Genomic DNA, 20353 nt, shown 5'->3' on the forward strand with positions numbered 1-20353 from the left:
TTCTAATGTTAAAGATACTCTATAAGTCTGCTAAATTTAAGGAAGCAAAAATCTCTAGTTTTTAAATAAAGAAAAGTCTACAATTATACGAAGTTTCAAAAATATAATGTCTAACCTCAAAATATTTTGTAATGTCCATTGCCTTTGAAATTACTATGGCTGCTTGCTATTTGCGAGCAAGAAATGCCAGATTTTGCTCTATAATGACTTTGTTCTCTATTATCGGCATTGCCCTTGGAGTTGCAACACTAATAGTGGTGATGTCTGTGATGAACGGATTCAGAGCAAAGTTGCTTGACTCAATACTTGGCATTGATGGCCATATTAACGTTTATTTTGATAGGAACATAAATTCAGATTACTACGCAGTTTCAAAATCTATTGAGAGAATTCCTGGTATATTAAAAGCTACTCCTATGACCAATGATCAAGTTATTATTGTAGCAAATGGTAAAATTGCAGGTAGCGTAGTGCGAGGTGTGTCAACTAAAGATTTGCTTGATAGTACTGCCGTTACAAATAATGTAATTATAGGTGATGTAAAAAAATTTGATGAAGGGATAATAATAGGAGCACGCTTAGCAGAAGTTTTGAACATTGACTATGGCGACGAAATTACGTTTATATCATCTGAAGAATTTGATGCATTACTTGGTGAAATGCCGCGAATGAAAAAATATAAAGTTATAGCAATATTTGATATGGGTATGTTTGAGTATGATAATACCTTGATATATATGCCTCTAAAATCAGCACAAGCCTTTTTTAATTATAAAAATAGCATAAAAAATATAGAAGTACTTGTAGACGACGTTACTAGAGCTGATAAGCTGGCAGATGCTATAGAAAAAGAAATAGGAATGGAAGCTGAAAGTTGGCAATCACAGCAAAGCCATTATTTTAGTGCTTTAAAAACTGAAAGAAATGTGATGTTTTTAATTCTCACTTTGATTATAGTTGTAGCAGCGTTTAATATTATCTCAAATTTAATGATGATAGTGCAAGAAAAGAAATCCGCGATTGCAATTATGCGTACATTTGGTGCAACAAGTGGAAGCATTATGCGTATATTTTGCGCTTGTGGTCTATTAATCGGTTTTACGGGAACTTGTCTTGGCTGTATTATAGGTGTCGTTTTTTCTCTCAATATCGAAAGCATTAGAGTGTTTTTAGAAAACATTACTAACGTCAAGCTGTTTGATCCTATGATATACTTTTTTTCAAGTTTGCCAGTGATATTAGTACCCCAAGACGTAGTAAATATTTCTGCACTTGCGTTACTCTTATCATTTTTAGCGACAATTGCTCCTGCGTTGCAGGCAGCTGCACAAGATCCTGCGGAGATACTACGTTATGAATGATACTCAGCAAAAGTACATAGGTTGGTTCTTAATTGTATTGTTATTTACCGGTTACATCACAATAAATAACATAATCTTTTTAAAAATAAATCAGCAAGAGAGTGAAAACAATGTGAAAGCTTTAACGGAAAACATGGATGAATTTAGAATGTTGCTTGAAGTTAATCAATCTAGAATAGAAAAAAAGATATTTGACCTCAAGAGAAGTCAGCATACTCAATGTGAGCAAGGTGATAATAACTCAAGATGTAAGAACCTTGCAAAATTGCTATTACTTGTGGTTAAAATGAAGAATTCGTTATTGCGAGAAGCAAAATTTGATAACCATATAAATTCAATAAAGCCTTTGATATCAGAGCTTGACGATCCAGAGATAGAAAATGCAGTAGATGAATTAGAAAATTTGAAAGAGATAAATACCTTACACGAATTGAAGTTATCTTTTGAAAAAACTATTGATACTATCGATTACAACAAAAGTACATTGTCTAAAAAAATCATTTCAAACTGGATAAAGGTAGACGACCGAAATGATCCATTAAGAGTAAAATTCGCAGAAATTGAGGAGTCAATAAATGATAATGATTGGCAAAATATAACTGTTACAGTAAGCAATTTAACGCATTCAGAATTCAAGCTATGGCTGAATAAATTGAATGGTTTTATTGTAGCTTCTAAGAATATTTCAACAATATATCATCACTTATTACAATATATCTCATGATTTATTTTATAATTTTCGCTTTTTCGTTTTTATTTGGTATATGGGTCAAGGTAAGTGGTGAAGTAATAAAATTGGAATTAGGCAATTACACTATAAGTATTGATCTATATTTCATTATTTTTACTTGTGTAGTTTTATTATTTTTATTAATTACACTTGTACGCTTTTTTTCCTCCATTTCATCAACATTTGCCAACATAAGAAATAGAAGAAGGGATAGGGAAGAATTGCTTCTCTTTGAAGCTTTCTTTAGCATAGACTTAGACAATATAGAGAATGCCCAAAAGCTAGTTAAAGTCTGAGTGAGGAGAGCGATAGGTTGTCTTTAATAAAGCTCTTTAACTCAGGTAAGACGGGAAATTACAGCTTTTTCAGTAACGGTTTAACAAATATTGCAAATAAAAATCGTAACTTAGCTCTACTTCTAGCCAATAAGCTGATTGTCCACCTCAAACAAGAAAAAGTAGTCTTTCAAAAATTTATAGAATATTGCTCTAGTTCAATTAACGATAAAATGCTATCTATTCCCTTTCAAATAGAGCATTGCATATTGAAAGAAGATTGGATTAATGCAATTTTGAGGTTGAAGGAAGCAGTTAAGTCCAATATTTTTCTCCCCTTTGATCATAAAGAAATGTTTGCAGTGTTTTATTGCGCTTTAGCAAAGCAATATGAAAGTAAAGGAAATTTTAAGGAGGCTATAAAGTCTTTATTTAGAGCACAACGTTATAGTGCAATTTTTCAGCCCATCAATTATTTAAAGGCAGAATTATATATTAAACTTGGAAAAATCAGAAAAGCTTCTGCAGTGCTAGAGGCAGAGTATACAGTAAATCCTACTCCTCAGTCGGCTAAAATGTACATCAATTTAAATAGTAAAGGTGCTGAAAGACTATACAACTTACGCCCTGATTATTATTTTAGTTACTGTTTACTTGCTTTGTCCTCAATGAGTTCAGGTAAATATGATCTTGCAAGTCAATATTTAGATACTGCTATGAAAAAAGCTAATTACATGTCAATCTACTTTATTGTAATACAACTCAAGGTTACATTGCAAGAACACGACAAGGTAATTTATTGGCTAAACAAGATGGGCTCAGAAGCTTTGCCTGATCCAGGCTGGAAATGTAAAAATTGTAACAGGGAACTAGAACAATGGGATCATAAGTGTTCAAGTTGTAATAGTTTTAATTGTGTTTATTATATATTATAAAATTCCACAAAGTGTAGAAATTACCATTAGGCTACTTTCACATTGATATTGCTGAAGTTAGAGCACTTTCTTAATATAATCCTTATCTCCAAACAATAAACCTGCAAGTTTCTTAGCTAGACTTGGTTTTAATGTCAAAAAAACTTGCTTTTAGACACTAACAGTTATATATTTTAATAAATCAGGGTTGTATACAAAATGAAGAGCTTAAAGGAATTATCCTTAAGAATTAAGAATATTAGGTCTGTACAGAAAACCACGAAAATAATGCAAATGGTTTCTGCAGCAAAGTTGTTACAAAGCCAAAAGAAGTTATTAAATTCAAAATTATATGTATCTAAGCTGCATAACATTATTTTTTCATTAATGCTATCAGTTGATCAAGAATTACTGGCAAAAATTCTAAATGTCAGTAACGACGGTTCTTACCTAGTATTCATTATTGCGTCTGATCGTGGCTTGTGCGGCAACTTTAACTCTTCTATTGTCAAATTTAGTCAAGAGCGTGTAAATAAGTCAATCGCAAATGGCAAAAAAGTAGATATTGTATTTCTTGGTAAAAAAGCTTTTGATGTAGGTAAAAATAGATTTGACTCTAAAAGTATCTTAAAAATTGAAAATAGTAAGGGAATCACGTTAAAGCACGTAGAAGCTTTGGTTGATGGTATAGATTTAAGTAAATACGATAAAGTTAAAGTTTTTTATAGTAAATTCTATAATACCTTCACGCAAAAACCAATGTTGGAAACAATAAAACCATGGAGTAAAGACTCATCCTTGATTGATAGCTCTCTGGCTGGTCCAACAACAGATTACGGCTATGAGTATGAACCACAAAATATTGAATTTATTTTAAAATCTTTGGTTCAAGATTACGTTGTAATTGCTCTTTACTCTGCTTTACTTGAAAGTGCAACGAGTGAGAATAGTGCTAGAATGGTTGCTATGGAATCAGCAAACAGAAACACTAAAGAGATACTGAACAAATTAGCATTGCTTTATAATCGTTCTCGTCAAGCAGCGATTACGACTGATTTAATTGAAGTTATAGGTGGTGCAGAATCTTTATAGAAATCTAAGGAATAGAAAATGAATATATTAAATATTGCAGCAGATATTACTAAACTAATAAAAAAGCAAAATCAAGATGCGGAAGTTACAATATATGAAACTAATAAGACTTCAGTTTCTCAGCGTCTATTAAAAATTGAGCAAATATCACAATCTAAAAATTGCACTGTAGGAATCAGAGCTATAGCAGGTAAAAACAAAGCTGCGTATATTTCTACAAACGATTTGAATAATCTGAGTGATACAGTAAGCCAAGTGGTAGAAATGGCAAAGAATGCGCCAGAAGATCCTTGCATTAATTTTGCTGTAAATGGTAGTAATTATATCTCTTCTGCAGATTTAAGTATCTCAGATAATAATGTTGTAACCGTTGATAACCTAAAAGAAATTGCTGAAGCTGCAGAAAATTCAGCCCTTGCACATAAGAGTATCACTAATTCTGAAGGAGCCTCTTCTTCATACGCTTTAGTGAATACAGTATTATCGACTGTTTCTGGTTTTATTGGCTCGTTTAGTAAATCAACCTTTGCTAATCAGGTCTCTGTTGTTGCTGGAAGAGAAAGTGAAATGAAGGTTGGTTACGATTATGATATAGCATGTAATTTTAGTGATTTAAAGTTGCCAGAGTTAATGGGAAAAGAAGCAGCAAAAAGAGCAGTTGATCAATTGAATTCACGTACAATGAAAACTGGTAAATTTCCAGTTATTTTTGAAAAAAGAGCAGCAAAAGGGCTAGTAAAAAGTTTTGCTTCTGCTATAAATGGGAGCAGTATTATAAGCAACAGTTCTTTCTTGAGGGGTAGTTTAAACGCTCAGATTTTCAACGATAGAATTAATATTATCGATGATCCATTGTTGCCAAGAGGCATAGCATCGAGACCATTTGATGGAGAAGGGATAACTAGCAAGAAAAATATATTTGTAAAAAACGGAATATTACAAAATTGGATTTTAGACTTATACTCGGCTAGAAAATTAGACTCAGAAACAACCGGAAGTGCAACTCGTGCAAGTAATGCTGCAGTTATTCCTGCAGCTAGTAACCTCTACATTGAGAATGGTGATGTATCGTTTGAAGAATTAATTCAGGAAGTGAAAGAGGGAATATATGTAACTGATTTATTTGGTTTTGGTGTCAATTTAATCAATGGCGATTACAGCCAAGGCGCTTCCGGATTTTTTATAGAAAATGGAAAAATAACGTATCCAATACATGAGATTACCATTGCTAGCAATTTGAAGGATATGTTTAGCAATTTAGTCGTTGCAGATGATCTAACTTTTTGTGGGCAATTTAATTCACCAACGATTAAAGTTAGCGAAATGACGGTTGCAGGTTCGCTTAACGATTAAAAAATTTATTTGCATCAAGTACAACAATTGTGTATTATTGTCATGTAATGTTAAGAATAGACTATGGAGTATAAAGGTTTAGTTTCAATAGCTAAGCTTAAAGCATTCTCAATCGTAATTTCAAAGTTTTTCATCACATTAGTAATGTTAGTTAATAATTTAGGAGTTGTTTAAATGGAATTTGGTAATGTAAAATGGTTTAATGCCGAAAAAGGCTATGGTTTCATCAAGCCAGAAGGTAAAGGGGGTGACGTTTTTGTACATATTAGCACATTGGAACGTTCGGGAATAAGACCTGAGGCACTTAAAGGAGAGAATAAAGAGAAGGGAATAAAAGGAGAAAGGGTGAGTTATGAGGTTAAAGAGGAGCGCGGTAGAAACGGAGAAGATAAAAAATCTGCAATAAATTTAAGATTGGAAGATTAATCTATTATGAAGTCTTTTAACAGGATTAACGTATTGTGAATAATTTTCATGAGATGGGTCTCCCAGCTTCGCTTAGACAAGCTCTAGATAAAAATAATCTTTTCGTCCCAACTCCGATTCAAATACAAGCGATTCCCTTAGCGCTACAAGGTAAAGATATTCTCGGATCTGCTCAAACGGGGACTGGAAAAACTTTAGCATTTGCTATTCCGTTGGTTGCTAAGTTGCTGAATGAGCCTAACACTGGTTCAGCTTTAGTCATCGTGCCAACCAGAGAGCTTGCGCATCAGGTAACAAATGAGATAAGAAAACTCTTATCTCAAAATTCTGCACTAAGGGTCGCTTTGTTGATTGGTGGTGAGCCTATTTTTAGGCAGCTAAATCAGCTTCAGAAAAAACCACAAATTGTAATAGGTACTCCTGGTCGTATTATAGACCATATTGAGCGTAAAACTTTGATTACTCGCAATGTTAGCGTTCTTGTGCTTGATGAAACGGATCGTATGTTTGATATGGGCTTTGGAGTTCAGATTGAAGAAATTATGAAGCATTTGCCTAAAATAAGGCAAACTCTTATGTTTTCTGCAACTCTTCCTGGAGATATAGTAAAACTTGCTGAGAAGTACCTTAATCGACCAGAACGTATTTCTGTTGATTGTGAGGTTACAACTTCTGTAAAAATTAAGCAAGAAATTGTTTATGCATCAGAATCAGAAAAATATGAAAAGCTTGTTACACAACTATGTCAGCGCGAAGGATCAATCATTATCTTTGTCAAAACAAAGCGAGGAGCGGATCAGCTAGCTAACAGATTGCACAAAGATGACTATAGCGCTTTAGCAATTCATGGTGATTTAAGGCAGCACAAGCGCGAAAGGGTCATTAATTCTTTTCGTCGTGGCCGTAATCAAATCATGGTTGCAACAGATGTTGCTTCTCGCGGCCTTGATATTCCCCACATTCAACATGTTATCAATTATGATGCACCACAATCGCAAGCTGACTATATTCATCGTATAGGTAGAACTGCACGCGCTGGAGCTGAAGGGTATGCGCTATCTTTTGTTACACCTCAAGATAAGAGAAGACTGCCTGCACTGGCAGACAAAGAAGGAGAGCTAAATTTTGATTGTAGTGTGCAATTTAAAAAACGTAACAGCAAAAAGGTCTTTAAAAGGCCAAGTACGTTAAAGACTAAATACGGTAGAAAAAAGATCAATGCATTTAAGAAGAAAAGCAGAGTACTAGAAAAAGCGTATTAGATAGGATTTACCTACAATTTGATAAGCGTAAAACTCGTCATTCCGCTACTCATTAGCGGAATCTATGCTGAGATATTGCGGTGCTATGACGTAGATCCAGAGTGGGATTCAAATTGGCTACAGCGAACTGCTGGATTTCAATTTTTTTAATAATTGTGTGCTATTCATTATATATGAGTTCCCACTTTTAAAGAGAATAGGAGATGATTTCCAAAAACTTAGAGGCAAGTTTGAATAGAGCACTATTCATTGCTTCTAATTTTAATCTTAAATATGCGAAAGTAGAACATTTATTGCTGGCGTTAACTAAAGACGTGGATGTAAATTACGTTTTATCAAGATGTAATATCAGAGCCGATGAAATCATCAGTATGGATAACATTCTATCAAGATGCAATATTAAGGCTAATGATTATAATAATAATATAAAAGGGTTTTTACAAAGCAGTTCTGAATTGATTATCAGTGGAGTTAAACCTAGCTCAATGTTTCAATGCATAATACACAGAGCAATAATACGGGCTCATAGCTTGGGGAAAAAAGAAATAAATGGAGCAAGTGTTCTAGTAGAAATTTTGTCTGGGCAAGATTTATACGTTGAAGATCTATTGCAGAAACAAAGTGCGAAAGATTCCAATTTGATTTACCACATATCTAACATGAAATACTCTAACGATATAGATGAATACACCACTAATCATAAAGTAAAACTTGATAAAAATAATGATGCTCCTACTACAGTAAATAAAGGTGAGCTACTAAAAGATGAGGAAATTCTACAAAGTTATTGTAAAAATTTAAATGACTATGCAAGAAGCAAAAAAATAGATTATGTTATTGGTCGTGATTATGAATTAAATCGCACTATAGAAATATTATTGAGGCGTAGAAAAAACAACCCTTTATATGTTGGAGATCCAGGTGTTGGCAAAACCACAATAGTTGAGGGTTTGGTACTCAAAATCATTGAAAACAGTGTTCCAAGTGCGCTCAGGTCCAGTATAATTTATGCTTTGGATTTAGGGTCACTCCTTGCAGGGACACGCTATAGAGGTGATTTTGAAGAGAGAATAAAATCTATAATAAAAGCGATTGAGGCAAAACCAGGTGCTATCCTTTTTATTGACGAAATACACACTATCATTGGAGCAGGTTCTACAAGTGGTAGCTTTCTTGATGCAGGTAACCTACTCAAACCTGCGCTTGCAAGAGGTACACTGCGTTGTATAGGTGCAACTACATATAGAGAATACAGCAATAGTTTTGAAAAAGATAAAGCATTAGCGAGGAGGTTTCAAAAAATTAATGTTAAGGAATCTTCTGTTAACGAAACGATAAAGATACTAGATGGTATAAAGCACTACTATGAAGGGTATCATGGAGTATATTATACAAAGAATGCCATTAGGTCTGCGGCTGAACTTTCGCATAAGTATATTACTGGGCGAATATTACCTGATAAAGCGGTTGATGTTATTGATGAGGCAGGGGCATATTGTAAATTGCTAAGAAACAGGGGTAAAATTGTAAATAGTAGAGATATTAAGAATACCATTACTAGAATTACAAATGTGCCTTGCGGATCTGAATCTGATGATTTGCAGAAAGTAAAGTCTTTAAAAGCTAATCTAGAGAAGGTGATTTTTGGCCAAGAGCAGGCAATAGAATCTCTTGTTAATTCTATTAAAATTGCTAAATCTGGGTTGAGAAATTACAATAAGCCTTTAGCAAATTATCTTTTTGCAGGGCCAACCGGTGTTGGTAAAACCGAGCTAGCAAAACAATTAGCAGAAAGCATGGGCATGAATCTTATACGCTTTGATATGTCCGAATATATTGAGTCTCATACGATATCAAGGATGATTGGTTCTCCTCCTGGATATGTAGGTTATGATCAGGGTGGATTACTCACAGAGTCTGTATCTAATAATCAATATAGTGTTGTGCTGCTTGATGAAATTGAAAAGGCTCATAGCGATATCTATAATATATTGCTACAAATTATGGATTATGGTTGCGTTACAGACACTTACGGACGTAAAGTTAACTTTTCCAATATAATCTTAATTATGACAACTAATGCAGGAGCAGCTGAACGCAGCAAAAGTTTTGTTGGCTTTGGGCATAAAAAATTTAACACTGGTGATAGTGAAAAAGCGATAGAACAGGTTTTTAGCCCTGAATTTCGTAATCGTCTTGATGCGATTATTTCTTTTTCTGACTTAAATGCGGATATAATTCTGCATATTGTAGATAAATTTATTCAGGAACTGAAAAAGCAGCTGACGCAAAAAGGCATAAACTGCTTGGTAGAAGATGAAGTGAAATCTTATCTTGCACAAACAGGTTATAGTAAGGAAATGGGAGCACGTCCGATAGAGAGACTTATTGAAAAAGAGATAAAAAGTTACTTAGCGGAAGAAATACTGAATCGTAAATTAATAAAAGGAAAGAAATTAAGAATCTATATGAATAAAGTAGAAAATAAAATTGCTTTTGATATAGTTTAAAATCCTTGTATTGAACTTCATCTTTGTTACAATCTATAACTTAAATTCAATTTGAATTATAGTGATAAGTGATAAAGTAAAACAAGTCCTAAGCTACTACGAAAGTGAAAACCCTGGGGTAAAAGCAAATCTTACTCGTATTCTCATGCATGGAAAGCTTGGCGGCACTGGCAAGTTAGTGATTCTGCCAGTAGATCAAGGATTTGAGCATGGTCCAATTAAAAGTTTTGAAGTTAACCCTGATGCTTATGACCCACATTATCATTTTCAGCTTGCGGTTGATTCGGGAGTAAGTGCATATGCTGCTCCACTTGGTATGATTGAAGCTGGTGCTGCAACTTATGCTGGAATGCTCCCACTTATTTTGAAACTTAATAGTTCCAACTCTTTACATTCAAAGGATCTAACCTCTGATCAGGCAATAACCTCTTCTGTGAAAGATGCGCTGCGTTTGGGATGCTTAGCTGTCGGATTTACTATATATCCTGGTTCTGCTAAGTGTTTCGATATGATGGAGGAAGCCCGTGGAATCATAGCTGAAGCCAAATCTTATGGACTTGCAGTAGTGCTATGGTCTTATCCACGCGGTGAAGGGATTTCCAAAGAAGGTGAAACAGCAGTTGATGTTATTGCCTATGCTGCGCACATGGCAGCTTTGCTTGGCGCTAATATAATAAAAGTAAAACTTCCAACTAAATATTTGGAAAGGGAGAAAATAGAAACAGAAAATATTGAATCATTATCTAAAAGAATTGAATATGTTAAAAGGTCTTGTTTTGCAGGGAAAAGAATAGTAGTTTTTTCTGGTGGTGAATCGAAGGAAGTAGATAACATATACAATGAAGCGAAAGAAATTAAGCAGGGTGGCGGTAATGGTTCAATCATTGGACGTAACACTTTTCAACGCAAAAGGGAGGAGGCTTTATCTATGCTAAAAGATATAATGGATATCTACACATAAAAAACGGCTGGGTGGCAGAATGGCTTATGCGGAGGACTGCAAATCCTTTTATACCGGTTCAATTCCGGTCCCGGCCTCTTTCATTCTCTATATCTTGTAAAAGTTAACAGTAGCTTTAAGTGTGTAACCTATAGAGAAAGCTTGTCCATAGTAAAATCAATTTCTTTTCAAGTTATGGTTATACTCTTATAGCGTTTCATGGTAAAAAATAAACTAAAAATAAGCAAAGTGTTTTACAAACGTAATTTACTATTTTTACTACCGCCCGAAGTTGCTCACTCTTTGGCAATTATGGCATTAAAGAAAATGCCTTATAAGAATCCTATAGAGCTACCAGAATCTTTGAGTGTGAATTTTTTTGGTAATAAGCTCAGAAGCCCCGTAGGTCTGGCTGCAGGTTTTGACAAGAATGCAGAAGTTATAAGGCCTATGCTCTCATTTGGTTTTGGGTTTATTGAAACTGGTACTGTAACTCGTAATCCACAATATGGAAACAAAAAGCCAAGAATTTTTCGGTTAATTAAAGATCAAGGGGTAATTAACAGATTGGGATTTAACAATAAAGGAATAGACTATTTTCTTAAACAAATAGGTGAAACCAAGCTTGATGACTGCATTTTTGGCATCAACATAGGAAAAAACAGTACATCAAAGGACCAAATCAGCGATTATGTTGACTTAATAAAGATAGTATATGGAAAGAGCAATTATATAGTGCTGAACATCTCATCCCCAAACACGCCTAATTTACGCAATCTGCACAATAAGCAAGAATTATCGGAATTGTTGAAATCCGTAACTCTAACCCGAAAATCAATTGATAATTCTAAATCCATACCAATAATATTAAAAATCTCACCAGATGTAGATCAGCAAACGAAAGAAAATATCGCTGAGCTTGCGTTGGAATATAAGATTGACGGATTAACAGTAAGCAACACTACGGTAAGTAGAGATAATCTGCATTCTCACCATAATGAGAGTGGTGGGTTGAGTGGCAAACCGCTGTTTAAACTTTCAACCGAGTTATTGGGCGATATGTACAAATTTACTAAGGGCAAAATATTATTGATAGGGTGCGGAGGAATCTCAAGTGGTGCTGATGCATATAAAAAAATAAAGGCAGGAGCTTCTTTGGTGCAGTTGTACACTGCTCTCATATACCACGGACCTCAAGTTGTAAACAAAATTAATCTAGAACTTGCAGAACTAATAAGGAGAGATGGATTTAGTAACATTAATGAGGTGGTGGGTTGTATACATTAATTTTGAAAGTTGGTGGTATTATTTTAATAAAATAAAACTAATTCTCTGGTATAAAGGTGGTAGAAAGTGCTTTTCTTTTAAATAATGGGTATGAAGAGTTTGAATGATGCAATATCTAAGATCATTGATTATAAATTTACAAATTATGCAATATTAGAAGAGGCACTAACTCACCCAAGCGTAAATAAAAGGAATAGCAAAAACCAGATTGTAAGCTACGAAAGACTAGAGTTTTTGGGCGATAGTGTTTTGAATATGGTTGTATCTGCCACACTGTTTAAACTATTTCCTGAAGAAAAAGAAGGAGCATTGGCAAAAAGAAAGACGGATTTAGTTTGTGGCAACACCATTGCTAATGTTGCTAAAGAAATAAAATTAGGCAGCTTTATCATCATGAATAATAGTGAACGCTGCAATGGAGGGAGATGTAACTTAAAAAATTTAGAAAACTCGCTTGAAGCACTAATAGGTGCAATTTATATTGATGGCGGGCTTGAAAATGTTGAAAAATTTATTATCCAATATTGGGAAAAGCTAGCTAAAGGCATGCTTGACCCCCCTCAAGATCCTAAAACCTCACTGCAAGAGTGGACTCAGAAAAACAAATTGCCTTTACCAGAGTATGAGCTTGTAAAACAAACTGGACCAGCGCACAATCCTGAATTTACTATATCAGTTTGCATAGAAGATTATGGTAAAGTTTCTGCATGCGCTTCTAGTAAAAAGATTGCTGAACAAAAAGCTGCTGAGTTGATGCTAGAAAAAATTGGAAAAGACGCTTCAGTTTAGGCAAAATAGGCATTAATGTAAATTTTAAGGAAGCTAATAGCGTTTAGGGTAAATGGTCAATTTAAGGAGAAGCATAGTATTATTCATAAAAAAGTTGATTTACCAAAAATCAAGCCTTATGTAGTGGAATATCAATGGCTGTTGTCGGAGATGCGGAAAAAAAGAAGTAGCAAGTTACCAAAAGGTGTTATGCCAGATACATTTGGTCCAAGAGTTGTTTTGTGAAGTTGACAGAGTCAATGAGAATGAAAGTTTTAAAAAATAGCATATTTTTTAATTATAAAAATTTGATATTAACTGTTGTTGGTTGATTGAGTAAAAACCAGTGAATGGTCACGTTAAAACATATTTTTAAATTTCTGCCAAAATCCTGGTTTATTATCATTAACCTTTGTAAATGTTATATTTAAACTGTATTTCGGATCATTTGGCACGTCGTATTTTATGCTAAATGTTGAAACTTTATCGTTATTGTAAATATGTACATCATCATATGATAGCTTTGTTGTGTAACACTTTACATACTTTTGCTTATCATGCACTAAATCACCTGACTCCCTTTCTAGTTCCACAAATTTCGTTTTTTTCTGACATTCCTTCATTTTTATTAAATCCTTATCTAGTGATATTGAAACTGGCAACGTATTTCCAGCATATTCTTTAGCTAAAAGTTCACTTTGAGGATACATTTTTATTTCCCTGCCAAAATGTGAGTCTATGAAATTATTACTCCAAAATTTACCGCCAGAATGCACGTACTCATCAGTAGCATACGGCACCCCACCATAATTGCATTGAACTTTGTAATCTCCAACACCGTTGTTTTGAAAAAAATCATGAATAGCAGTGTAGCTACCGGCAGCATCATTTATATAATCCATTACTTTATTCCTTAAATTTTTAGTTCATTATATCATAATCATTATGCCAATCAATCAAAAAAGCTCTCCCTTGCTGTTTTTAAAACTGATTTTGAGCAAGCGCTCTCGATTAGTTGGGAGCGTATTTGTAAGATTGTGACATTCGTGCCTCCCAGTTTTTCACATACTGCTGAATCGATTCAGGATAATCTGTAATAATTAATAAATTTTCAGCATTTCCTTTTTTAGCTGTCTTACTAAGGTTAAATGACCCTGTGATGACTTTTTGATTGTCAGCAATCATTATCTTATTATGAGCAATCTTTGGCTTATCATCGATCCAAATTGGTACTCCACCTGAAAATAATTCATTTATAACACTATATTTTGAGTAGAGTTGCGATTTATCTAAGATGACTTTAACATCAACACCGCGTTCTTTAGCATTAATCAAAGATTTTGCAACTGTTCCAAGAGTAAATGTATATTCTTGAACTAAGATAGATTTTTTAGACTGATCTATTACGTTGATTATCGGTACAGCACAATCTTCTCCAGGTGAAAAGCAAACCGTAGCTTTTGGGCAGGGCGAAAATATAAAACCCGCATAGTAATACAGAGAAAAACACATTAACAAGAATAAAAAGTGAAAAAGCCTCACAACAACCCACCCCCGGATATACGGCGATAGGCTACATTATAATTTAATCACCTGTCAATAGACTTCTTGCATAGTTTTTGGCAACAACCGTTAGAAACGAAAAAACTTACTTGACAAACTCCGCCAGCCCCCTTATCATGAAACTGAAGGTATTCAGTTATCTTCATCTGTACAGATTAAACAGCAAGAAAACAACGTAGTTGGCGTCTTATTTTTAATTTTTTGCACTATGTGCACCTTATGTCTTCACAATATTTCTAGGTTTTTACCTACACAAGCTGAAACGCGCTTATAAGTCGTTTAAGACAGTATAGTACGCCAATTTGCAGGATTAGGGAGTGACAACTAGCTAACACGGGGTTTCTTTTGCCTTTTTTTCTGCTTAGTAAATTTCTTAAACATTTAAACTAAGGTGAGTTGCATTTAAAAGCAGCTAAATTGCAGTGTTTAAGACTTAAAAAACGCCAATGTTCTAAAATAGATATTAGCTGGGGCTTCTTTTGCCTTTTTTTTCGCTTGGTAAATTTCTTAATGTTTATAGCTAACATGAAGCTAAGTACGAACTTTGTTAAATACAACAAATGGTGTCATCCCAGTGCTCCTTTTTTTGTCATCCGAGTAGCTGACACTGGGATCTATTTTGCATGTAACTCCAATTGTGTTTTGGCATAAAACGCGACGCGTATTAGACTTATTTGCAAGCAAAGCTTGCTAGATCCAAGTAGTCAGGGCACTGGGATGACATCATAGGGACACTGGGATGACACCCTGACAATCGTCATCCCGCTACTTGTTAGCGGATGAGATACCGCGGCGGTATGACGGTTTGTGGCGGTATAATGAAGCTTGAAAGCGGATCACCTTTCACGACCCGTGTTTACTTCATTCACTTTAGGAGTATTAACAGGCGTTATTGCCGGGTTTTCAAGCTTTGTTGCCTGCTTCAAACCCTCGCTTACACTTTTGTCCTTTAAAATTTCATCAAGCTGCTTACTCTTTTGTTGCTCTTCGTTATTTGACGTATCTCTTTGAGCATCTTCTTTCATGCCACGAGCATTCTCTACATCCTTTTCACCTTCACCTAAAAATTTTTCTAATATTTTCTTAACAAAGCGCTTCAGAAGACTCAAAAACCCTTCTTCTTTTTGATTTTCTTGTGGTTGAGGCGTGTTATCTTTTTTGTCCGGCTCAGTGTTGAGCTTCTCTTTTACAGAACTCTTGCTTACTGAGGGATTAACGGTTTGTGAATCGTGCTCTGATGCTGTTTGCACAGAAGCTTCAGTAGTCTTTTTTTGTGTATTATGTTCAAGGTCTTTAACTGCTGTTGTAGTTTTTCTCGGAGTGTCTTGGAGTTTTTTGTCACTTTTTGGCTCTGCAACTTTTTCACTTGTGAAGATGCCCTTCCCTTTATATTGTTGGTCAAGCTCAGCAATTCTTTCAAAATCTTGACGTACTTTTTCATCTGCACGTCCTTTTTGACTTTCAAATTTCTGACTCAATTCTGCAACGTTTTTCATTTTGTTCTCAAGCTCCTTACTTTTCACAGCTTTTAGAGCCTCTGTTCCTTTTGCGATATAATTAACCTTCTTTTCTAATGAGGTACCTTCTGGAAAAGCACCTGGAGAACGTTCAAAAACATCTTTAAACTTTTTTTCAACACTTTCTTTAGATGTCTGGGCCATACCTGTTACCTATTAAAACATATCATATAATCAGTATATTAGCTAATTATATAAAAAACAGTTAACATAACTTGTGGTAAAAAGTGTTTATCAAGGGCGTCCTATTTATATCTTTTTCATTAAAATGCTATTTACTTATTAAGTTAAAATGTATAATTATATAAGAGATGAAAGATAGCTCATTAGCAGTAGTATTCGATTGGGATAATACCTTAGTTGACACTCAAGATAATATTTTTAATGCTATTAAGCATACCATAAACTCAATGGGGTATAGTAATAAAGCTGCTGATAGAAATTCCCATGAGTCGAGAAAGAGCTATATGGTCAATTTATTTGGCGATCAGTGGAAAAAAGCGAATCAGATATATCAACAATATTTAGATGATGCACTATTGCAAAACATTGCTTTGAATCAAGGAGTAGAGAAAATGTTGCAGACACTGAAAAGCCACAATATTTATCTAGCAATAGTAAGTAATAAGAAAAATACTAATTTACGTAAAGAAGTTGCCTATTTTAAACTAGATTCCTACTTTGAAAGAGTGGTTGGGTCATGCGATACTGCAGAAGATAAACCATCTGCAACCCCACTGCTATTTGCACTAGAAGAGAGTACGTTGCCTATAAATAGAGAAAATGTGTTTTTCGTTGGTGATAGCATCACAGATGTTCTGTGTGCACAAAATGCCAATTGTTTACCTATTATATACGGTCAATCAATAAGCGGTTATGAAGATTTGTTATGTTTTCAACATTTTGATAAACTTACAGATTTTATAATAAAGTATTTAGAAGATAGGTAATGACCACTGTTACAGAGATTGCCAGTATAATAAGACGCTTTTGCGCATATTTGATAGATAGAGCAATTTTATTAATTCCAAACTTATTAATCAGACTATTGTTAAAGAATTTTCCGTTAATTTCATCTATGTGTATAGATTGCAGTTACTTCACATATTTTATATCTTCAAAAGCCCAAGCAACTCCTGGTCAGCAATTAATGAACATACATACCATAAGCTTGGACGGTTCTAAAATAGATTTGAGTTTAGCATTTGATAGAAGCATTTCTCAGTTTTTTCTTTCTCTATTATATAACATAATAGTTATCCTCATCGAGCTTTTCCAAGAACAGGACGTGTTAATAAACGCTTTCGATATATTAATAGTGCTACTCACTATATTAACGGTGCTGCTCACTCTTTGCTGGTATCTAGTTGCTTGCTTCTCTAAGAAAAAACAGACATACCACGACATGCTATTTAATACGGTTGTTATCAAAGGAAATATTAAATGAGTTGCTATAACTATCGTTATCATATAAATTATGCTGATGAATTGAACTAAGGGAAGATTATGAATGAAGAGATAGTAAAACATTTGAACAAATTATTGACCAATGAGCTAACTTCTGTACGCCAGTATCTTTTGCATTTTGCGATTCTCAAAAACAATGGAATTAATAGATTTGCAGAAAAAGTAAAAAATGAGCTTAACGAAGAACTTGAACATGCAAACAAGTTGGCAGAAAGAATTTTGTTATTCAAAGGAGTTCCAAATTTTCAGGATACAAACGAAATATCAAAGCATGATGGAAAGTTGACAAAAGACACAATACGGAAAATCTTAGAAGCTAATTTGAAATTAGAGGGAAAAGGTATTAAGGATATCAAAGAAACGATTTCTATCGCTGAGAAAGAAAAAGATTTTGTTAGTGTAATGTTATTAGAAGAGATGTTAAAAAATGAAGAAGAGCACTTCCATTGGATTGAAAAACAGATTGACCTTATTGAACTAATGGGTGTTGAAAACTATTTAAGAACACAAATATAGAGTGTTAAAAAAAATAGTATTTATTTTAATTGTACCTTGCTTGCTCCTTTTTTTATTAGGATTATGGCAAGTATTCAGATTGAACTGGAAGAATAATATTATCAAAAATATGAGTCTTCCTGTTGTTCATCTGTTGCCCAATAACGACCTTGAAAAATTTAACTATAGGCATGTCAAGATTGATGGGATTCTAAGTGACATAGAACTATATGTTTTTGCAGGGCAACACGGCTATCACGTGCTGTCTCCTATGTTGCTCACCACTGGACGTTACATGTTGGTGAATAAAGGAGTAGTCGGAGAAAAAAAGGAGAAAAAAGTAAAAATTGAAAAAGTAGTTGCAGATGGAATTTTATATTGCGATAGCAATAAAAGTAAAAATTGGTTTATCAAGAACGATACTGCTTCGAATACATGGTTTACCCTGAGTACAGAAGAAATTTCCAATGAGTTAGGTATTAAGCTAGAGAAGTGTGTATTGTGGCCGAACAATTTTGGCAGCAAAGTAGCTATACAGCCAATGAAGCATTTGGAATATGCAATCACTTGGTTTGCACTTTCCTTAATTTGGTTGATTATGTGCGTAATTTACTATAGGCAAAACCTCAATAAAGCTTGAAGCTTTCTGTACATAAAATTAGAGAAGTAGTTATTCATCTTTATCACTACCAAGGTCTTTTAACATACTGTAATTGCCTTTTCTGAATCTACTTTTTAAAGACGTAACTCCACTTTCGCTAATACCACTAAGGCTCAGTGCAGCTCCACCTAGCTGCAATCCTATCTCAGATGTTTCAGGAATAATTTTACTAGCTCCTAGATCTCTATAAACCTCCACATTACTCAGATCTGGTAAGCGTATTACAATATTTACATGCGGAAAATTTGCTGCAACTAAAGAAACAACTTTTTTTATAGTAACTTCATTCTTTATTGAAATAACGAGAGCTTGAGCTCTTTCTATTCCTACCGATTTTAAAATTTCACATCTTGTAACATCTCCAAGATATATAGGAAAACTATCACTTTTTCCTTCTTTGACTATTTTCGATTGAATATCTACAACAACGTAACTTAAATGCTCTGCCGTAAGCATTTTTGTTACCATATATCCCACTCTACCAAATCCAGCAACTATCACATGGTTATAAAGATCTTGTGTATCTGTTTCAACAGCTTCATCATCTAATATTGTTTTCTCAGTGCTAAATGAGTTTGCTATCCAATCTCCAAGCCCCGATAAAAGAGGAGTGAAAGCCATGGTTACTGTAGTTACCATCATAAGTACTTGAGCGATTTCACTTGGTAGCACATTTAGCTCATCTGCTAAGCGAAACAAAATAAACGCAAATTCACCGCCTTGTGAAAGCAGTAACCCAGCTTGTATAGCAGGTGCACTCTTAAACCCAAAAAATCTACACAATATATATATAATAGATGTTTTTAAAACGATAAGGATAATCGATAATAAAGTAATTAGTGGTAACTTATTGAGTAAAAGTTCGGTATTGATGGACATACCAACAGTCATGAAAAATAAGCCAAGAAACAAATCTTTAAATGGCAATACTGCGTGTTCTACTGAGTGTCTATATTCTGTTTCTGCAACTAACAATCCAGCAACAAATGCACCTAATGCTAACGATAAATGGAATTGCTCAGTAATAAATGCTGCTCCTAATACTATTAAAAGCGTTGTTGATATAAAGATCTCATTACTTTCCATTTTAGCAATAACCGAAAATAAAGGTCTAAGCAATAATCTACCAGTTATAAATATCAGCACTAATGCAATAGCTGCTTGCACCAATGAACCTGCCAATGAGCTTATCAGGCTGTGCTCAGAATTGCCAGTAAGTAAAGGTACCAATACTATTAATGGTACCACTGCAAAATCTTGCATTAATAGCACTGCTATCGACAACCTACCAACCTGACTTGCTTGAGAACCTTTTTCTTGCAGAACCTGCAACACTATTGCTGTTGAGGATAGCGCAAGCCCACCACCAATAACTGTTGCTATATTCGTATTCACTCCGAAAGCAAGAGCGATGCACCATATTGCTACCATGGTAACTATAACTTGAAGAGAACCGAACCCAAATACATGAATACGCATAGCGATCAGGCGTTCAAATGTCAATTCAAGGCCTATAATGAATAATAGAAAAACTACACCAAATTCTGCAAGATTATCCATTGCTTCAGCTGAGTGTATCAGATTAAATCCGTGAGAACCAATAACTGCACCTGCAACGAAGTAACCAAGCACTGGACTAATATTCATTTTCCAAAATGCTATGACTATAAACACAGCAGCAGAAAGCAAAATTATAATATCAAACAAATGCTGAGAGCCACTGTGCATGATA

At 34.3% G+C, this 20353-nt stretch carries 18 protein-coding genes, 1 tRNA gene and 1 pseudogene; 16 read left to right on the forward strand and 4 right to left on the reverse strand.

Features of this window, described 5'->3' with window-relative positions; genetic code table 11:
- Positions 1 to 131 precede the first annotated feature (131 nt).
- The 12 genes and pseudogenes from ACJZL3_RS06755 (at position 132) to rnc (ending at position 12939) form a co-directional block, all read left to right on the forward strand.
- Complete coding sequence (locus ACJZL3_RS06755) at positions 132 to 1361, forward strand: lipoprotein-releasing ABC transporter permease subunit (protein WP_070357005.1); 1230 nt, start codon at positions 132 to 134, stop codon at positions 1359 to 1361.
- Positions 1354 to 2085, forward strand: a complete 732-nt coding sequence (locus ACJZL3_RS06760; RefSeq protein WP_038199598.1) for a hypothetical protein — start codon at positions 1354 to 1356, stop codon at positions 2083 to 2085. Before ACJZL3_RS06755 ends, ACJZL3_RS06760 begins: the two co-directional genes overlap by 8 nt.
- Positions 2082 to 3301 (forward strand): annotated as a pseudogene (locus ACJZL3_RS06765) (heme biosynthesis protein HemY). The gene ACJZL3_RS06760 and the pseudogene ACJZL3_RS06765 overlap by 4 nt, the downstream one beginning before the upstream one ends.
- 198 nt (positions 3302 to 3499) lie before the next feature.
- Positions 3500 to 4372 (forward strand): ATP synthase F1 subunit gamma, encoded by an 873-nt coding sequence (atpG, locus tag ACJZL3_RS06770; RefSeq protein ID WP_010081973.1) that lies wholly within the window; start codon positions 3500 to 3502, stop codon positions 4370 to 4372.
- An 18-nt stretch (positions 4373 to 4390) separates the two neighbouring features.
- Positions 4391 to 5725 carry a TldD/PmbA family protein gene (locus ACJZL3_RS06775; RefSeq protein WP_419198758.1) on the forward strand — a complete coding sequence of 445 codons (1335 nt, stop codon included), beginning with the start codon at positions 4391 to 4393 and terminating at the stop codon, positions 5723 to 5725.
- Positions 5726 to 5899: 174 nt separating this feature from the next.
- The gene (locus ACJZL3_RS06780) at positions 5900 to 6151 is read left to right on the forward strand and encodes a cold-shock protein (RefSeq protein ID WP_006279919.1); all 252 of its coding nucleotides are present in this window, start codon (positions 5900 to 5902) and stop codon (positions 6149 to 6151) included.
- Between the two features lie 35 nt (positions 6152 to 6186).
- The gene (locus tag ACJZL3_RS06785) at positions 6187 to 7413 is read left to right on the forward strand and encodes a DEAD/DEAH box helicase (protein WP_038199603.1); all 1227 of its coding nucleotides are present in this window, start codon (positions 6187 to 6189) and stop codon (positions 7411 to 7413) included.
- A gap of 203 nt (positions 7414 to 7616) precedes the next feature.
- Positions 7617 to 9923: an AAA family ATPase gene (locus tag ACJZL3_RS06790; protein ID WP_070357007.1), complete on the forward strand. Its 2307-nt coding sequence runs from the start codon at positions 7617 to 7619 to the stop codon at positions 9921 to 9923.
- Between the two features lie 64 nt (positions 9924 to 9987).
- The gene (locus tag ACJZL3_RS06795; protein ID WP_038228077.1) at positions 9988 to 10884 is read left to right on the forward strand and encodes a class I fructose-bisphosphate aldolase; all 897 of its coding nucleotides are present in this window, start codon (positions 9988 to 9990) and stop codon (positions 10882 to 10884) included.
- A gap of 5 nt (positions 10885 to 10889) precedes the next feature.
- Positions 10890 to 10961: transfer RNA gene (locus ACJZL3_RS06800), tRNA-Cys, on the forward strand.
- 121 nt (positions 10962 to 11082) lie between these two features.
- Positions 11083 to 12150, forward strand: a complete 1068-nt coding sequence (locus ACJZL3_RS06805; RefSeq protein WP_010082053.1) for a quinone-dependent dihydroorotate dehydrogenase — start codon at positions 11083 to 11085, stop codon at positions 12148 to 12150.
- Positions 12151 to 12240: 90 nt separating this feature from the next.
- Entirely contained in the window at positions 12241 to 12939 is a 699-nt protein-coding gene (gene rnc, locus ACJZL3_RS06810; protein WP_006279914.1) for a ribonuclease III, read from the forward strand.
- A 338-nt stretch (positions 12940 to 13277) separates the two neighbouring features.
- Here the strand turns inward: rnc and ACJZL3_RS06815 are convergent, their stop codons facing one another.
- From ACJZL3_RS06815 to ACJZL3_RS06825, 3 genes are all read right to left on the reverse strand, one after another.
- Positions 13278 to 13820, reverse strand: coding sequence for a hypothetical protein (locus ACJZL3_RS06815; RefSeq protein WP_419198759.1), 543 nt, complete (start codon positions 13818 to 13820; stop codon positions 13278 to 13280).
- 109 nt (positions 13821 to 13929) lie between these two features.
- On the reverse strand, positions 13930 to 14460 hold the full coding sequence (locus tag ACJZL3_RS06820; RefSeq protein WP_419198760.1) for a phospholipase D family protein: 531 nt from the start codon (positions 14458 to 14460) through the stop codon (positions 13930 to 13932).
- 857 nt (positions 14461 to 15317) lie between these two features.
- Positions 15318 to 16142, reverse strand: coding sequence for a hypothetical protein (locus tag ACJZL3_RS06825; protein ID WP_022626161.1), 825 nt, complete (start codon positions 16140 to 16142; stop codon positions 15318 to 15320).
- A 167-nt stretch (positions 16143 to 16309) separates the two neighbouring features.
- On the opposite strand from ACJZL3_RS06825, the gene ACJZL3_RS06830 reads away from it, so the two are divergent.
- From ACJZL3_RS06830 to ACJZL3_RS06845, 4 genes are read left to right on the forward strand one after another with little or no spacing between them, the layout of a single operon-like run.
- Positions 16310 to 16948, forward strand: a complete 639-nt coding sequence (locus ACJZL3_RS06830) for an HAD family hydrolase (RefSeq protein ID WP_010081930.1) — start codon at positions 16310 to 16312, stop codon at positions 16946 to 16948.
- Positions 16948 to 17445, forward strand: coding sequence for an RDD family protein (locus ACJZL3_RS06835; protein ID WP_010081931.1), 498 nt, complete (start codon positions 16948 to 16950; stop codon positions 17443 to 17445). The genes ACJZL3_RS06830 and ACJZL3_RS06835 overlap by 1 nt, the downstream gene beginning before the upstream one ends.
- A gap of 59 nt (positions 17446 to 17504) precedes the next feature.
- Complete coding sequence (bfr, locus tag ACJZL3_RS06840) at positions 17505 to 17981, forward strand: bacterioferritin (protein ID WP_419198761.1); 477 nt, start codon at positions 17505 to 17507, stop codon at positions 17979 to 17981.
- 1 nt (position 17982) lies between these two features.
- On the forward strand, positions 17983 to 18600 hold the full coding sequence (locus tag ACJZL3_RS06845; RefSeq protein ID WP_419198762.1) for an SURF1 family protein: 618 nt from the start codon (positions 17983 to 17985) through the stop codon (positions 18598 to 18600).
- A 30-nt stretch (positions 18601 to 18630) separates the two neighbouring features.
- On the opposite strand, the gene ACJZL3_RS06850 is transcribed toward ACJZL3_RS06845, so the two are convergent.
- Positions 18631 to 20349 carry a monovalent cation:proton antiporter-2 (CPA2) family protein gene (locus ACJZL3_RS06850; protein ID WP_010963130.1) on the reverse strand — a complete coding sequence of 573 codons (1719 nt, stop codon included), beginning with the start codon at positions 20347 to 20349 and terminating at the stop codon, positions 18631 to 18633.
- Between the last annotated feature and the right edge of the window lie 4 nt (positions 20350 to 20353).

Origin of the sequence: Wolbachia endosymbiont of Rhagoletis cingulata, assembly GCF_048537655.1 — a bacterium.
In the GTDB taxonomy this organism is placed as follows: domain Bacteria; phylum Pseudomonadota; class Alphaproteobacteria; order Rickettsiales; family Anaplasmataceae; genus Wolbachia; species Wolbachia pipientis.

What these genes read in the sequence shown, in the direction of transcription:
- ACJZL3_RS06755 (WP_070357005.1), top strand. Translation starts at nt 132, where the DNA reads ATGTCCATTGCCTTTGAAATTACTATGGCTGCTTGCTATTTGCGAGCA.
- ACJZL3_RS06760 (WP_038199598.1), top strand. Translation starts at nt 1,354, where the DNA reads ATGAATGATACTCAGCAAAAGTACATAGGTTGGTTCTTAATTGTATTG.
- atpG (WP_010081973.1), top strand. Translation starts at nt 3,500, where the DNA reads ATGAAGAGCTTAAAGGAATTATCCTTAAGAATTAAGAATATTAGGTCT.
- ACJZL3_RS06775 (WP_419198758.1), top strand. Translation starts at nt 4,391, where the DNA reads ATGAATATATTAAATATTGCAGCAGATATTACTAAACTAATAAAAAAG.
- ACJZL3_RS06780 (WP_006279919.1), top strand. Translation starts at nt 5,900, where the DNA reads ATGGAATTTGGTAATGTAAAATGGTTTAATGCCGAAAAAGGCTATGGT.
- ACJZL3_RS06790 (WP_070357007.1), top strand. Translation starts at nt 7,617, where the DNA reads ATGATTTCCAAAAACTTAGAGGCAAGTTTGAATAGAGCACTATTCATT.
- ACJZL3_RS06805 (WP_010082053.1), top strand. Translation starts at nt 11,083, where the DNA reads ATGGTAAAAAATAAACTAAAAATAAGCAAAGTGTTTTACAAACGTAAT.
- rnc (WP_006279914.1), top strand. Translation starts at nt 12,241, where the DNA reads ATGAAGAGTTTGAATGATGCAATATCTAAGATCATTGATTATAAATTT.
- ACJZL3_RS06815 (WP_419198759.1), bottom strand. Translation starts at nt 13,820, where the DNA reads ATGGATTATATAAATGATGCTGCCGGTAGCTACACTGCTATTCATGAT.
- ACJZL3_RS06825 (WP_022626161.1), bottom strand. Translation starts at nt 16,142, where the DNA reads ATGGCCCAGACATCTAAAGAAAGTGTTGAAAAAAAGTTTAAAGATGTT.
- ACJZL3_RS06830 (WP_010081930.1), top strand. Translation starts at nt 16,310, where the DNA reads ATGAAAGATAGCTCATTAGCAGTAGTATTCGATTGGGATAATACCTTA.
- ACJZL3_RS06835 (WP_010081931.1), top strand. Translation starts at nt 16,948, where the DNA reads ATGACCACTGTTACAGAGATTGCCAGTATAATAAGACGCTTTTGCGCA.
- bfr (WP_419198761.1), top strand. Translation starts at nt 17,505, where the DNA reads ATGAATGAAGAGATAGTAAAACATTTGAACAAATTATTGACCAATGAG.
- ACJZL3_RS06850 (WP_010963130.1), bottom strand. Translation starts at nt 20,349, where the DNA reads ATGCACAGTGGCTCTCAGCATTTGTTTGATATTATAATTTTGCTTTCT.